This window comes from Candidatus Limnocylindria bacterium, assembly GCA_036523395.1.
Taxonomy (GTDB): Bacteria; Chloroflexota; Limnocylindria; order P2-11E; family P2-11E; genus CF-39.
Map to the genome: position 1 here is coordinate 1 of DATDEH010000085.1, position 15,112 is coordinate 15,112.

Annotated in this window: 13 protein-coding genes and 2 pseudogenes; 2 read left to right on the top strand and 13 right to left on the bottom strand. The window is 65.6% G+C overall.

The features are described from left to right. From VI056_11445 to VI056_11480, 8 genes and pseudogenes are all read right to left on the bottom strand, one after another. Window positions 1-223: Rieske 2Fe-2S domain-containing protein (locus VI056_11445; protein HEY6203644.1), on the bottom strand; the 223-nt coding region annotated here is incomplete at its 3' end. Continuing rightward, window positions 220-1,473, bottom strand: a complete 1,254-nt coding sequence (locus VI056_11450; GenBank protein HEY6203645.1) for a SufD family Fe-S cluster assembly protein — start codon at window positions 1,471-1,473, stop codon at window positions 220-222. The genes VI056_11445 and VI056_11450, both read right to left, overlap by 4 nt. Window positions 1,474-1,499: 26 nt before the next feature. Further along, window positions 1,500-2,531: pseudogene (gene sufB / locus VI056_11455) on the bottom strand (Fe-S cluster assembly protein SufB). After that, window positions 2,530-4,070, bottom strand: a pseudogene (locus VI056_11460) (LAGLIDADG family homing endonuclease). The pseudogenes sufB and VI056_11460 overlap by 2 nt, the downstream one beginning before the upstream one ends. Before the next feature lie 11 nt (window positions 4,071-4,081). Continuing rightward, window positions 4,082-4,492, bottom strand: coding sequence for an SUF system NifU family Fe-S cluster assembly protein (locus VI056_11465; GenBank protein ID HEY6203646.1), 411 nt, complete (start codon window positions 4,490-4,492; stop codon window positions 4,082-4,084). Window positions 4,493-4,494: 2 nt separating this feature from the next. Further along, window positions 4,495-5,760 carry a SufS family cysteine desulfurase gene (locus VI056_11470; GenBank protein ID HEY6203647.1) on the bottom strand — a complete coding sequence of 422 codons (1,266 nt, stop codon included), beginning with the start codon at window positions 5,758-5,760 and terminating at the stop codon, window positions 4,495-4,497. Further along, window positions 5,757-6,557, bottom strand: a complete 801-nt coding sequence (gene sufC / locus VI056_11475) for a Fe-S cluster assembly ATPase SufC (GenBank protein HEY6203648.1) — start codon at window positions 6,555-6,557, stop codon at window positions 5,757-5,759. Before sufC ends, VI056_11470 begins: the two co-directional genes overlap by 4 nt. Beyond that, window positions 6,550-6,999 (bottom strand): Rrf2 family transcriptional regulator, encoded by a 450-nt coding sequence (locus tag VI056_11480; GenBank protein HEY6203649.1) that lies wholly within the window; start codon window positions 6,997-6,999, stop codon window positions 6,550-6,552. The genes sufC and VI056_11480 overlap by 8 nt, the downstream gene beginning before the upstream one ends. A 69-nt stretch (window positions 7,000-7,068) precedes the next feature. Between VI056_11480 and VI056_11485 the strand changes: the two genes are divergently transcribed. Continuing rightward, window positions 7,069-7,605, top strand: coding sequence for an inosine/xanthosine triphosphatase (locus VI056_11485; GenBank protein ID HEY6203650.1), 537 nt, complete (start codon window positions 7,069-7,071; stop codon window positions 7,603-7,605). Window positions 7,606-7,618: 13 nt separating this feature from the next. Then, entirely contained in the window at window positions 7,619-7,978 is a 360-nt protein-coding gene (locus tag VI056_11490; GenBank protein ID HEY6203651.1) for a plastocyanin/azurin family copper-binding protein, read from the top strand. A 235-nt stretch (window positions 7,979-8,213) separates the two neighbouring features. On the opposite strand, the gene VI056_11495 is transcribed toward VI056_11490, so the two are convergent. From VI056_11495 to VI056_11515, 5 genes are all read right to left on the bottom strand, one after another. Next, window positions 8,214-10,112, bottom strand: a complete 1,899-nt coding sequence (locus VI056_11495) for an ABC transporter ATP-binding protein (protein ID HEY6203652.1) — start codon at window positions 10,110-10,112, stop codon at window positions 8,214-8,216. 46 nt (window positions 10,113-10,158) lie between these two features. Further along, a complete protein-coding gene (locus VI056_11500) occupies window positions 10,159-11,781 on the bottom strand; it encodes an ABC transporter substrate-binding protein (protein HEY6203653.1) in 1,623 nt (540 codons plus the stop codon). Between the two features lie 16 nt (window positions 11,782-11,797). Beyond that, on the bottom strand, window positions 11,798-12,730 hold the full coding sequence (locus VI056_11505) for an ABC transporter permease (GenBank protein HEY6203654.1): 933 nt from the start codon (window positions 12,728-12,730) through the stop codon (window positions 11,798-11,800). Beyond that, complete coding sequence (locus tag VI056_11510) at window positions 12,730-13,689, bottom strand: ABC transporter permease (GenBank protein ID HEY6203655.1); 960 nt, start codon at window positions 13,687-13,689, stop codon at window positions 12,730-12,732. Before VI056_11510 ends, VI056_11505 begins: the two co-directional genes overlap by 1 nt. Before the next feature lie 69 nt (window positions 13,690-13,758). Further along, a partial coding sequence (locus VI056_11515; protein HEY6203656.1) for an ABC transporter substrate-binding protein occupies window positions 13,759-15,112 on the bottom strand: 1,354 nt, incomplete at its 5' end.

Genomic DNA, 15,112 nt, shown 5'->3' on the forward strand with positions numbered 1-15,112 from the left:
TCATCAGGTCGAAACGAGCGCCGTGGCGAGGACACTCCACCAAGCAGTCTTCGAGCTCGCCTTCGCCGAGCACTCCGCCGTCATGGGTGCAGACGTTGTCGATCGCGCCCCAGGTGCCGTCTTCGCAGTGCCCGACGCAGAGACTCCGACCGTCGGCGTCGACCACGGCGACCTCGCCGGGCGCGATGTCCGACGTGTTCGCGACGGGGACGTACCGACTCATGCTGCCGCCCCGTCGACCTCGGCGATGCGTCCGATGCGAGGCGCGAGCGCGTCGGTGACGCGTGAACGGACCTGCACGTCCGGGATGTCGTTCACGACGCGCTGGAAGAACCCGCGCACGAGCATCTGCTCGGCGGTCGGGCGGTCCAGGCCGCGCGACATGATGTAGAAGAGCTCGGTGTCGTCGATGCGTCCAGCGGTCGCGCCGTGCCCGCAGCGCGCGACGTCGTTCGTCAGGATCTCGAGCACCGGGATCGGATCCGCGCCGGCCTTGTTCGAGAGCAGCATGTTGCGGCACTCCTGGTACGACCCGGTCATGCTCGAGGTCGGCTCGACGCGAATGACCCCGTAGAAGATCGCGTGCGCCGACTCGTAGAGCGCCGAGAGGTAGAGCAGATCGCTCGTCGAGGCCTTGCCGTCGACACGCTGCAGTGAATTCACGTCGATGCGCTGCGCATCAGCGCCGGCGACCAGGCCGTAGAGCTTCACCGCGGCGCCGTTGCCTCGGATGTCCGACTCGACGCCGAGCTTGGTCCGCTTGCTGCCAACGAGCACGTTGAAGTTCGCAAGCGTGCTCTCGCGCTCCGAGATGTTGCGCTGCTGGCCGATCTCCCAGACATCGTCGCTGTAGCGCTGGATGCCGACGTAACGAACGATCGCAGCGGGTCCCGCGCGCACCTCGAGCGAGGGCACCGCGATGCGGCCGCTGCCGCCGCCCTCGGATGACAGCTCCTCGACCAGCGTCACGGACGAGCCCTCTTCGGCAACGACCAGCGTGCGGAAGACGATCGGCGCGGTGCCAGCCGCCCAGCGCTTGTGCACCATGAGCGGCAACTCCACGTGTAGACCCGCCGGCACATAGAGGAACGTGCTGCCGTGGCTATAGAGAGCGCCGGCCCATGCGCGGAAGGCGGCATGGCTCGGCATCCCCTCACCATCTGGCAACCACTTGCGGACGAGGTCGGGATGGTCGCGCACCGCGGACGACCAGCGGTCGAATACGAGTCCTTTGTGCGACGCCTCGAGAGGTACGGAGCCGTATTCGCTCGGCGGGTGCGAGACGCCAGTCAGCTCAGTGACGCGGACCGGCGGCACGTCCTTCAGTGGGAAACGGCGCCACTCCTCTTCCTGCCCGGTCGGCCAGGCGGCGGCCTCGTAGCGCTCGAGCGCGCCAAGGCGATCCTCGAGGAGCCAGCTCGGCTCACCACGCCCAACACTGAGCCGCTCGACCGTCGCGCGGTCGAGCGGCAATGACGGCGCGGCGACAGCTGCGAGGCTCAGCCGATCGCTCCCTGCATCTGGAGCTGGATGAGGCGGTTCATCTCGATCGCGTAGTCCATCGGCAGCGTCTTCACGATCGGCTCGATGAACCCGTTCACGACCATCGCCGTCGCGTCGGCCTCGCTGAGCCCGCGGCTCATGAGATAGAAGAGCTGCTCCTCGCCGACCTTCGAGACGGAGGCCTCGTGGCCGATGGTCACATCGTCTTCGTCGATCTCCATGTACGGGTACGTCGAGCTCCGGGCCGTTTCGTCCAGCATGAGCGCGTCGCAGCGAACGGTGCTCTTCGCGCCATGGGAGCCCGCGTAGATCTTGACCAGCCCGCGGTAGGTCTGGATACCGCTGCCCTTGCTGATGCCCTTGCTCGTGATGATCGACGTGGTGTTCGGCGCGGCGTGGACCATCTTCGCGCCGGCATCCTGGTGCTGACCATCGCCGGCGAAGGCGACCGACAGCACTTCACCGTGAGCGCCCTCACCGGTCAGGTACACGCTGGGGTACTTCATCGTGACCTTGCTGCCGAGGTTCGCGTCGATCCAGCTCATGCGGCCGCCCTTGTGGACGACCGCGCGCTTGGTCACGAGGTTGTAGACGTTGTGGCTCCAGTTCTGGATCGTCGTGTACCGGACATCGGCGCCTTCCTTGACGATGATCTCGACGACCGCGCTGTGAAGCGTGTTCGTCGTGAAGACCGGGGCGGTGCAGCCTTCGACGTAGTGCACGCTCGAGCCGGGCTCGGCGATGATGAGCGTGCGCTCGAACTGACCGGCGTTCTCGCTGTTGATGCGGAAGTACGCCTGGAGCGGGATCGTCACCTTTACTCCCGGCGGGACCCACACGAACGATCCGCCCGACCACACCGCGGTGTTCAGCGCGGCGAGTTTGTTGTCGTTCGCGGGGATCACCGTGCCGAAGTACTGCCTCACGATGTCCTCGTGTTCCTTCAGCGCGGTGTCGGTGTCCATGAAGATGACGCCGAGCTTCTCGAGGTCCTTACGGATGTTGTGATAGACGGACTCGGAGTTGTGGACGATCAGTCCTTCTGCAACGAAGTTGTGCGGCCCATCAACGGTGATGTCGTACGTTTCGGCGATACCCACTGGCGTGATCGATTCGATCCGTGCGTAGCCTAGGAACTCGTTCGTGTGCGATCGGATCGTCGTGCCACCAACGGACGTGTCGTTGTGGGTCCAGCGCCGCTTGTTCATTCGCTCACGACGACGAAGCGAGCGACAGGTGACCTTGTCGAAGTCACCGGAGAACTGCATTCGGTAACCAGTGATGAGTCGCTCACGGTCATGCGGATGTCGTGACTCGAACTTCCGGATGCTGGATGTGCGGATTCCGCATGTTGCGGCGACGCGTCGCGTATCCGCGAGAAGCAGCGAGTTGCCACTGGTGATGCTCATGTCCTTAGATCGGCCGGTACCGCGGACCATCCCGTCGGCGTCGACGTATCCACCAAGGAACGCGAGACGCTCGGGCTCGCTGGCTGCAGCGACCCACTGTGGAACGCGCTTTTCGAGGGCGTCACCACCGAGCCCGTTCTCTTCGACGAAGGCAGCGAGCGGCTCCGAATAGATCCGCAGGCGCCATTCATCGACCGCGATCGCATCTGCGTTGAAGAGACGCTTGGTGACGGTCGTCACTTCCTCGCGAAGGTCCGGCTGGGTCGCCGGGATCGCGAACTCGACGTTCTTCTTTCCGGGACCAACGTTGTGGACATAGCCATCGCCGATGTAAACGCCGGACCACCACATGAAGTCCGCATTCGTCGCGGACGGGAAGAAGACAGATTTGCGCGCGTGGTGCGGCCGCAACTCCGGCGCTTTGACGACCTGACTCAGGCCGACATCGGGCGTCCGCCGTGCGACGCCGACGATATCGCCGACTTTCAGGTCGCTGAGGTAACGCCACTCGCGCCGATAGCGGCGACGGATACGTCCGGCGCGCCGCGCATCGACTAGGGCGAGGAACGGATGATTCTCAGTGACACGGATCTTCCTTGTGCCAACCTTGACCTCGAAGACCTGCTTAGGCCCCTTAGGCACGCGAGCCTCGACTCGCGCAGGACGGATCTCCTCGATCGAGTCGTCGTATGAAAAGACGATGTCGCCAGGCTCGACCGTCTTGATCGGCTTCAGCCCATCCGACGTGTGCACGAGCGTGTCTTCGTGTAGGCAGTCATACTGCGCTCCCACACCCGCGAGGTACTTCTGCTCCGCCTGCGGGATGCCGAGCTGATCGAACGTGCGCTTCACGTAGTCCGGCACGTCCTCCCAGTTCTTCTTCGACGAATCCGATGCCTTGAGGTAGTAGTAGATGTCCTCGAAGTCGATCCCCGACAGATCGGCGCCCCACGTCGGCATCGAGCGCACGCGGTAGTGCTTCAGGGCCTTCAGCCGCCGCTGGTACATCCAGTCGGGCTCGTGTTTGTAGTCCTGGCTGATCTCGTGGACGACCTCTTCCGAAAGTCCCTTCTTCTTGACGTTGCGGTAGACGGCGTCCTTGTCTTCCCAGCCGAACTTGTAGTTGTCCGGTAGCTCTTTGCGAACGTCGACGGTCATATCTATCTCCCCTATCCGGCCGAGCGCGCCTTCGCGTCGTCCTCGCCTGGCCACGCCGGCAGACCCCAGGCAGCGCCCTTCAGCGTCTTCAAGCTGAGCAGCGCGCACTTGATGCGCGCCGGGCTGATCGGGATGCCGAGATTCTCAAGGATGTGTTCGCGGTCGATGGCTTTGATCTCGTCGAGCGTCTTCCCCTTGATCTCCTCGGTGAGGATGGAGGCAGACGCCTGCGAGATCGCGCAGCCCTTCCCGGTGAAGCGTACATCTGCGACGCGGTCGTCCTCGATGCGCAGCGCCATGCTCAGCTCGTCACCGCACAGCGGATTCGAGTCCGCATAGGTGTTCGTGGCGCCGGCGAGCTCACCCTGATTCCGGGGGTTCTTGTAGTGATCGAGGATGTAGTCGCGGTACATGTCGTCCATGGCTAGACCTTGAACACTTTCTTGGCCTTGTCTATTGCGCCCAGGAGCGCGTCGCACTCAGCGGTCGTGTTGTAGAGGTAGAACGACGCGCGCGTCGTCGCGGCGACGCCGAGGCGCGTCATGAGCAGCTGGTTGCAGTGGTGGCCGGCCCGAACACAGACGCCCTCGCGGTCGAAGATCGTCGCGACATCGTGCGGGTGGATCCCTTCGATGTTGAACGAGACAACGCCAACCCGGTCATCGAGCGTCTTGGGCCCATAGATCGTGACGCCGGAGATCTCAGCGAGTCGCGGGAGCAGATACCCAACGAGCGAGAGCTCGTGCTCGTGGATCTTCGCGACACCGACGGCCTCGAGATAGTCCACGGCAGCGCCGAGGCCGATGGCGTCGACGTACGAGGAGGTGCCCGCCTCGAACTTCCACGGCAGCTCGTTCCACTCCGTCTTTTCGACAGTGACTCGGCTGATCATGTCTCCACCGAAGAGGAACGGCCGCATGCGCTCGAGAAGCGCTATGCGCGCCCAGACCGCACCGGAGCCGGGCGGCGCGAGCATCTTGTGACCGCTGAAGACCAGGAAATCGCAGGCCAGGTCCGTCACGTCGACGGGCGTGTGCGGAACGGCCTGCGCCGCATCGACGAGAACCGTCGCGCCGGCGGAATGCGCCTCGGCGACGATCTCCTTGATCGGGTTCACTGTCCCAAGGCCGTTCGAGGTATGCGTGATCGCGAGGAGCTTCGCGCCCTTCTTCAGCTCCGCCGACAGCTGATCGCGGCGCAGCCGTCCATCCTCGTCGACGTCGATCATCACGATCCGCGCGCCGACGTCCTTCGCGAGCTGCTGCCACGGCACGAAGTCCGAGTGATGCTCGAGGACCGTCGAGATGATGCGATCCCCTGACTTGATGTTGTCTCGGCCCCAGGTGTACGCGACCAGGTTCACGCCTTCGGTCGCGTTGCGCACGAAGATGACCTCGCGGTCCTCCTTCGCGCCGATGAACTTCGCGACCCTCGCACGCGCGCCCTCGAACGCGGCGGTCGTCGTCTCGCTGAACTCGTACACGCCGCGGTGGATGTTCGCGTTGTACTCCTCGAACACCGCGCTCATCGCGTCGATCACCTGCCGCGGCTTCTGGCTCGTCGCCGCGTTGTCGAGGTACACGACCTGCTTTCCATTCACGGTACGCGACAGGATCGGGAAGTCGGCGCGGACCCGCGCGACGTCGAGCGGCGAGCGCACGGCGTTGGCAGGCTTGATCGTTACCGTCACGCTGCGCCCTCCCTGTACAGCTCGTCGCGTACGAAGTCGTACCCCTTCGCTTCGAGCTCGGCGGCGAGCTCGCGCCCGCCGGTGCGCACGACACGGCCGTCGACGAGGACGTGCACGAAATCCGGTTGCACGAATTTCAAGATGCGCTCGTAGTGGGTGATGAGGAGGATCCCGACCTCAGGACCACGCAGCGATTCGATCGCGTGCGCGACGATCTTGAGCGCGTCGATGTCCAGGCCGGAGTCCGTCTCGTCCATCAGGGCGAGCGACGGTCCGAACATGTGCATCTGGAGCGTCTCGAGACGCTTCTTCTCGCCACCGGAGAATCCGTCGTTCACCGAGCGCGTGATGAACGAGTCGTCGATCTCGAGCAGCTTCATCTTCTCCGCAAGGAGCTTCCGGAACTGCGGTATCGGCATGTCGTTCTTCCGCGCTTCAGCCGCATTGCCGGCGGTCACGCCGGGCTCCGCGCGACGCGCGTTGATCGCGGTGCGCAGGAAGTTCGCGACCGAGACACCCGGGATCGCGGCCGGATACTGGAACGCCAGGAAGAGGCCCGCGCGTGCGCGTTCGTCGACGGCCATCTTGAGCACATCGCGGCCGCCGTACGTCACTTCGCCGCGCGTGACCTTGTAGCGAGGGTGGCCCATGACCGTGAGCGCGAGCGTGCTCTTGCCGGAGCCGTTCGGGCCCATGATCGCGTGCACTTCCCCGCTATGGACGACCAGGTCGATCCCCTTGAGGATCTGCTTGCCCTCCACGTTCACGTGGAGGTCCTTGATGACGAGATCAGGCAACGGTCACCTTCTCCTTCGTGAGATCGGCCAGCGTCATGCCGTCGAGCGCGTGCGCGATGGTCGACTGCAGCTTCACCCACACCGCGCGGGTCCCGCAGTCCTGTTCGCGGATGCAATTCACCACGGGGTCGCCCTCGGCGGTGCAGATCTGCGGCTCGATCGGACCCTCGAGCGCGCGCACGATGTCACCCGCCGTGATCGCCGATGGATCGCGCGCGAGTGTGTACCCGCCGCCGGCGCCGCGTTTCCCGTTCACGAGACCCGCCTTGCGAAGCACCGCGACGAGCTGCTCGAGGTATGCCTCGGGAAGATCCTCGCGCTGCGCGACCGCGTGGAGCGAAACGCTGCCCTTCTGCCAGTGCCGCGCAAGGTCGACCATCAGGCGCATGCCGTACTCGCCCCGCGTGGAGACGTGGAAGGCGTTCTGAGGATTTCCGAGCACTGCACTCGGAATTCTAGGCGCTGGCAGGCGCGCCCGCCAGCCTTTCTCCGCCTAACATCGCCGCCCCAGATGCCCCTTCCCTACGCTCGCGCCGCGATCGGCTCGCGCAATCCCGCCAAGATCGAGGCCGTAAGGCGGGCTCTGGCGCGTCTGGCGCCTGGCTGTGACCTCGAAGCCGTGGATATCGCCAGCGGCGTCCCGGATCAGCCCGTGGGCGACCACGCGACACGTGAGGGAGCCCGGAACCGGGCACGGGCCGCGCTTCGGGTGACCGGCGCGGATGTCGCTTTCGGGCTCGAAGGCGGCGTCGAACACGAGCCGCCGGTCGTTTGGCTGGTCGCCTGGGTCGCGGCCGTCACGCGCGACGGGCGTTCGGGCGACGCGAGCGGTCTTCGCATGCCGCTGCCGCCGGCGGTCGCGGTCCGTCTCGGTGCCGGCGACGAGCTCGGGACCATCATCGACGAGATGTTCGGCGTCACGGCATCCAAGCAGCAGACTGGGGCCGTAGGACTGTTGACGGAAGGCTTCGTGTCGCGCACCGACGCGTTCGCCGACCTCGTGGCGATGGCCTGCGCGCCGCTCCTGCGGCCAGATCTCTATCCATAGGGAGGAGGACCTGATGCGTCTTGCGAGCCGCCTGCTCGGCCCAGCGGTCCTGCTGTCCGTCCTCGCGGTGGGCTGCGCGTCACAGCCTGCGACGAGTCCGGCGCCCGCTGCTGCCGCCACGCAGATCTCGATCAAGGGCTTCGCATTCAACCCGAATCAGCCGAGCGTCACGAAAGGCGCGACGATCAGCTGGACGAACGACGACGGGACCACGCACACGGTCACGAGCGGCGTCCCCGGGACACCGAGCGGGAGGTTCAATCAGAGTCTGGACGCGGGGAAGAGCTTCAGCTTCACGTTCACCGAGACCGGGACCTACGAGTTCTTCTGCAGCATCCACAACTCGATGCGTGGGACCGTGACGGTGAAGTGAGCGCAAAGGTGGCCCACGACAGGCGTAGCTCCGCCGACCTTCCCTCCGCGGCCGAGCGGATCTTCTCCCACACCGTTCCCAAGTCTGTCGAGCGGAGACGGCAAGGTCGTCAGTGGTCGCATCGAGCCGACCAAGACATTCAGCCTCACGTTCAACGACGCCGGGGCGTTCGTGTATCTCTGCTCGGTCCAGCCAGCGATGGGTGCCACGATCACGGTGAAGTGATGAACTACCTCTAGCGCACGACGCGGAGACGGCGATGCTCGCCCGCGGCCGATAGGCCCGTGACGATCGCGGCGGGCTCGCCGTCGGCCGCAGGAACCGAGTCAACGTCGACGAAGCGCCGCGTGTACAGACGGTGGTACAGGCCGCCGAGCGCGAGGAGCTCGCCGTGCGTGCCTTCCTCGACCATGCGCCCGTGATCGAGCACGAGGATCCGGTCCGCGCGCTCAACCGTCGAGAGGCGGTGCGCGATCACGATCGTCGTGCGCCCGCGCATCAGCCGGTCGAGCGCCTGCTGCACGAGATATTCGCTCTCGTTGTCCAGTGACGACGTCGCCTCATCGAGGAGAAGGATCGGCGCGTCGCGTAGCAACGCGCGCGCGATGGCGACGCGCTGGCGCTGACCGACCGACAGGCGCACGCCGCGCTCGCCAACGATCGTGGCCAGGCCACTGGGGAGGCGCGCGATGAATTCGGTCGCGTTCGCGGACCGCGCGGCCTCGTCGATCTCCGCGTCGGTCGCTTCGAGGCGGCCGTAGCGGATGTTCTCGCGGATCGTGTCCGCGAAGAGGATCGGCTCCTGCGGCACGACGGCGATCTGCTCGCGCAGCGAGCGGATCGTGACGTCGCGCAGGTCGTGACCGTCGACGAGGATCCGCCCGCTCACGGGGTCGTAGAAGCGGCCGACGAGATTCACGAGCGTGGTCTTCCCCGCCCCGGAGGGACCAACGAGAGCGGTCGTCTCGCCGGGCTGGAATGTCGTCGTGACGCCGTCGAGGACTATCGGCTCGGACGCGGCGCCGTACCGGAAGCCGACCTCATCGAAACGGATCTCGCCGCGCACCGGCGGAAGCGGCACCGCGCCTGGGTTGTCCTCGATCTCGGGAGTCGTGTCGAGCAGCGCGAAGATCCGGTCGGCCGCGCCGAACGCCTGCTGCACCTGCGTCCACTGGCTCGCGAGCATGCCGACGGGGCCGGCCACCATGTTCATGTACAGGAGGAACGCCACGAGCATCCCGGCGGTCATCTCCCCCCGCGTGATCTCGTGTCCTCCGTACCAGAGGACGACGATCGACGACATGAAGCCGAGGAACCCGATGATCGGGAACATCGTCGCGGCGATGCGCGAGCGCTCGATCGTCTTGTTGAACGTGAACAGCAGCTTCTCGTGGAAGCGCGCGGCCTCGTATTCCTCTCGCGTGAACGCCTGGACGACACGTACCTCCGCGATCGCCTCCTGCAGCACGCCGACGGCCTCGCCCTGGGCGTCCTGCGCCTCACGCGAGATGTCGCGGATCCGGCGGCCCATGCGCTGTCCGAGGACGGCGATCGGCGGCGCCACGACGAGCGTGAGCAGAGCCAGCCGCCAGTTCATCAGGAAGATCACCGCGACGCCGCCGACGAGGGTGAGGACCTGCCCCAGGACCTGGATGATCGTCTGCGTGATCACGCCGTGAACGAGGGTCGCGTCGCTGGTCACGTGCGACATCAGCTCGCCGGTCTTGCGCCGATTGAAGAAGGACAGCGACATCGACTGCAGGTGGCGGACGATCGCCATGCGCAGATCGAAGATCACCCGCTCACCGGTGTAGGCCATCACGAACTGACGCACGCCATCGATGACAGCGCGCACGAGGAGCACGACGACGAGACCCAGGATCAGAAGATCCAGGAATCCCGCGTCGCGGAGCCCGAGGTCGATCACGGCCTGCACGACCCGCGGCCACACCAAGCCGAGCGCGGTGGAGATGACGAGCAGGACGGCGGCGAGGACCATGTTCCACCGGTAGGGACCGACGTACCGCAGCAGCCGCCGATACATCGTGAGTGACGGCCGCTTTCCCGCCTGACGTCCGCTGGGCCCCCACATGAAGACGTGCATCCCGCCACCGGGGCCGCCCATTCCCATCATTTGCTCCAGCCTAGACGAGCGCGAACCGTAAGAAGTGTCGCGTTCGTCACTTCCCGAGCCAGACCCGCGCGTACGTCTCAACGCCGACCGGATGCGGGACGAGGCCGCGCACCTTCTTCGTCGCGGCGACGAGCGCGTCGGCCTGCACCAGCGGGATGCGCGTCGCGTCCTGCTGGATGATCTTGGACACCTGCTTGTAGAGCTCGGTCCGTTTGCTCGCGTCAGCCTCGTACCGGGCGCGGCGCAGGAGCTCGCGCACGACGTCGCCGGCCCACGCGCCGCCGTCGGGAAAGAACGAATCGGGATCCGCGCTTTCGCCGCCGCCGTCGCCGAGCCAGAGCGGTAGGCGGCCCCCTCGCGCGTCGGCGAGATACGCCGCGGCGTCCTCGGTCCGTACCGTCGCAACGATCCCGATCTTCGCGAGGTCCGCGGCGACGCTCTCGGCGACACGTTTCGGATCCGGGTAGTACGCCCGCCACGCGGGCGGGTACCACAGCTCCGTCGCGAAGGCGCTCGCGACGCCCGCATCCGCGAGGAGGCGCCTCGCGGCCCCCGTGTCGAAGCGGTAGAACTCGAGGACGCTGTCGTCGTACCCGAGCATGCCCGGGGCGAGCAGCTGCGACGCCCGCCGGCCTGCCCCACCGAAGAGCGTGGCCGCAAGGAGCGACTTGTCGATGGCCATCGCGATCGCGCGGCGGACCTCGACCTTGTCGAAGGGTGCGAGCGCGCCGATCGCGAGGTATGTCGCGCTCGCTGCAGGCCGCACGAGGAGCTGCAGGTTCGGGTCGCCCCTCACCGTGGGCAACGCGGCGGGGGTCAGGTCGCGGACCGCATCGAGCCCGCCCGAGCGCAGCTCCGCGATACGCGCCGTCTCATCTCTGAAGACGCGCAGCACGACCCGGTCGGCATGCGGGAGCGGAGGACCGCCGGCCTGGTCCTTCATCCAGTAGCCGGAGTTGCGCTCGAGTGCGATCTGTTGACCGGGCACCCACGCGCCCGGCCGGAATACGAATGGCCCGGTGCCTGCCGCCCCGCGCGACGCAGGCGTCGACCAGCCCGCCACGTCGTCGCGCAACGACTTCGGGCTCACGATCGCGAAGCCTGGCATCGCGAGGTCCGCGAGCAGCGGACCGAACGGCATCTTCGTCGTGATGACCAGAGTCCCGCTGTCCTTGGCCTCCGCCCGCACGATCACCGACGCGTCGTCGAAGCCCTCGAACAGCGCCGCATACGCCCGGTACGAGGGGCCGCCGGCGCCCGTTGGACCGCGCAGCGGATGCGCAGCCTGACGGGCGCGGTCGAAGTTCAGCACGACCGCGGCAGCGTCGAGGTCCGTCCCGTCATGGAACTTCACACCGCGTCGCAGCGCGAAGGTCCACGAGCGGCCGTCAGGCGACACTGACCACGTCTCCGCGAGCTTCGGCACGATCTTGGATCCGCCAGCGTCGTAATCGACGAGCGTCTCGAAGATCTGGCGGGTCACGAGCTGCGTGTTCACGTCGCTCGCGTTCCAGGGATCGAGCGTCGTCGCATCTGCGGTCAGCGCGACACGGAAGCTGCCGCCAGACTCGACGGTGCCGGCGGGCGTCGGCGTCGCGACGCCAGGCGCCGGAGGAGTCTGACAGGCGGAGAGCGCGACGAGGGCGGCGAGGACGAGGCGCACGTGCATAGCGCCTCCTAGTTGATCACTTCTCCGCTTTGAGGCGCGGGTCGAGCGCGTCGCGCAGCCCGTCGCCGATGAGGTAGAGGCATAGCACGGTCAAGAAGATAGTCGCGCCAGGAGGCACAACGAGCCACGGAGCGCGATTGAAGTATGAGGACGCATTCGTGAGCATGTTCCCCCAGCTTGGCGTCGGCGGAATGATGCCGAGCCCCAGGTAACTGAGGGCCGACTCAACCAGGATGATCGAGCCAACGTCGATCGCGGTGAGGACAAAGATCAAAGGAAGTACGTTCGGCAGGATGTGGCGGAGCATGATCCGCCAGCCCGACGCGCCAACGGTGACGGCGGCGACCACGAACTCGCGCTCGCGGAGCGCAAAGGTCTGGCCGCGAACGAAATTCGTGATGCCGGTCCAAAAGAGAGCGCCGATGACGATCGTGAGGGTGAGCGGCCCCGGCGTGAACAGCGCCGAGAAGATGATCAACAGGAATATCGCCGGCACCGAGTTGAGCGTGGTGATGAACCACGTGACTACGTCGTCGATACGTCCGCGCTTGTAGCCGGAGACCAGGCCGAGCAGGACGCCGATCGTGAGTTGAATGGCGGCCGCCATGAACCCGACGAAAAGAGAGACCTGGCCGCCGTAGAAGAGCCGCACGGCCTGACTACGCCCCACCTCGTCGGAGCCGAACACGTAACCGGGTGGATCGAGCGTCGGCGCGGCGTACGCGTGGAGCAGATCCTGGCTCTCGAAGGACATCTGGAAGACGTACTGCGCCAACAGCGGCGCAGCTAGTGACAGTAGGATCAGCACGACCAGCACAGCCGTCGAGGCCACGGTGAGGCGGTCGCGGCGCAGTCTGTACCAGGCGTTGGACCACAGTCCAGCGGATGCGCGCCGCTCCGGGACCTCCCTGGCGACGACCGATCCGACGGTCGTTTGCGTCGTAGCCACTACTTCACTTTGATCCGTGGATCGACGACGGCGTACATGACATCGCGGAGAAGGTAACTCAGCACCAGCAATGTGCTCGCCACCATGACACCAGCCATGATCACCGGGTAGTCTTTACTTCGCGCTGCCGCGTACGTGAACTGTCCGACACCCGGCCAGGTGAAGATCTGCTCCACGACGAGCGCGCCTGACACGAGCGCCGCAAGTAGGCCGCCCAGCGCGGTGACCATGGGTATGAGCGCATTGCGAAGAGCATGCACGTAGACGACAGTCCGTTCGGACAGTCCCTTTGCGTGCGCCGTCCGCACGTAGTCTTGATTGATGACGTCGAGCGTCTCCGTCCGCAGGTATCGCGAGTAATTCGCGATGCCCGCGAGTGCGAGCACGAACGCGGGCATGATGATGTGTTTTATGCGGTCCGGGATGTCCCACACATCATGGCCGACGGTGAGCACGCCCTGGCTCGGCATGAGCCGGAACGTCACCGAGAACACGATGATCATGAGCAGGCCGAGCCAGAAGGTCGGCACGGCGTGGCCGACGACGCCGAAGACGCGGATGACGTTGTCGACCCACGTGCCGCGCTTGAGGGCCGCGATCACGCCCAGCGGCACTCCGATCGCGAGCTGGAGTACGAGAGCGGCGACCGCAAGTTGCAGCGTCGCGGGAAGTCGCTCTAAGAGCAACGGGAGCGCCGGGCGGTTGTACTGGAGCGACTTGCCAAAGTCGCCCTGCAAGACCTGAAGGAGCCAGCTGACGTATTGCTCGTAGAGCGGCTTGTTCAGGCCGTAATGCTCGCGGAGCCCCTGGATGTCTTCTTCGGTGATGTTGAGCGCGCCAAAGGTGTACAGGCGGACGGGATCGCCCGGTGAGAGCCGCGTAATCAGAAAGACGATGATCGAGATCCCCAGCAGTGTGGGGATCGCATAGATCAGGCGCCGGATGACGTAGGTGCGCACTCGCGACGGCCCTCCACGCGATCGGGCGGCGGCGATCTCGCCGCCGCCCGATCAGGTCTCAGCTTGCCGCTACTTCTTGATCCACCACTTCTCGATGTTCCAGTCCGCGTTCGGGCTGAAGGAACCGGGATCGATGCCGCGGATGTTGGATGCCGTCGCGAGGATGCGGTTCTGCGCGAAGCCGAACATGTACGGCGCGTCATCGTTCAGGATCTTGTTCATCTCCTGGTAGACCTTCTGACGTCCCGCCTGCGAGCAGTCGGGGCCGTTGCGACCCGTCTCGATGAGCTTGTCGACCTGCGGGTTGCTGTAGCCGACGAAGTTGTTGCCGGCCTTGGTCGGGCTGGCGACGTTGCTCGAGTGCCAGATCGTGAACGGATCGGGGTCCGCGCTTAGCTGCCAGCCGATGATGACGGCCTCGACCTCGGGAGAACCTCCGGTCAGCTTCGGCACCAGTGACTCAAAGGCCTCGAGCTTCGGAGTGATCTTCACGCCTACTTGCTTGTACTGCTCGACGGCCACCTGCAGGAAGGTCTCGCGCGTCTTGTTCCCCTGGTTGGTGACGATGGTGATGGCCAGCGGCTTGCCGTCCTTGGCGTAATAGCCGTCGGCGCCCTTGGCGTAGCCGGCCTGCTTGAACAGGTCCTCGGCCTTGGTCTTGTCGTACGCGTACGGGTTGAGGCCCACGCCGGCCGCCCACGAGACGGTCGGGTGGTGCGCGAGCTGCTTGACGCCTTCGCCGAAGAGGACGGCCTTGACGACTTCATCGGTGTTGATGCCGTACATCAGGCCCTGGCGGATTCGCTTGTCGCCGAGGAACGCGACGTTCGGATTGTTCGTCCGCCAACCGATGTAGACGTATCCGTTGTCCGCCCACTTGTAGAGCTTGACGTTGTCGGCCTTCGACAGGTCAGCGACGTCGACCGGCTGGGCGAGCGTCATCGTCAGCTCGCCGGTCTTCATCTGCGCGGCTGCGACCGTCGAGTCGGCGACCACCTTCTGGACGTACTCCTCGATCAGCGGTGCGCCCTTGAAGTACGTGTCATTCCTGGTGAGGATGACCTGGTCGCCCTTGCGCCATTCCTTGAACTTGAACGGGCCGCTCGCGACGGGCGGCGCGTTGTTCTCGGGGGCGTCGTCGACGACCTTGTTGATGTCGGCGTCGTCGGTGTACTTGCCAAAGATGTGCTCCGGCATCGGCGCCGAGCCGAATACGCTGATGAGCGCCGGGCAGAAGATCCTGGTGAACTTCACCGTGAACTTCTTCGGGTCGGTCTTGTCCACCACGATCCCGGAGATGCTCGTCGCCTTGCCGGTGGAGTAATCCTGGTATCCCTCGATGTCGTTGAAGGTGCTCTTGTTCGGGGTCACCTTGCTGCGGCCCTGCATCTTCACGCGCGCGAGGAAGTCATTGCCGGTGATG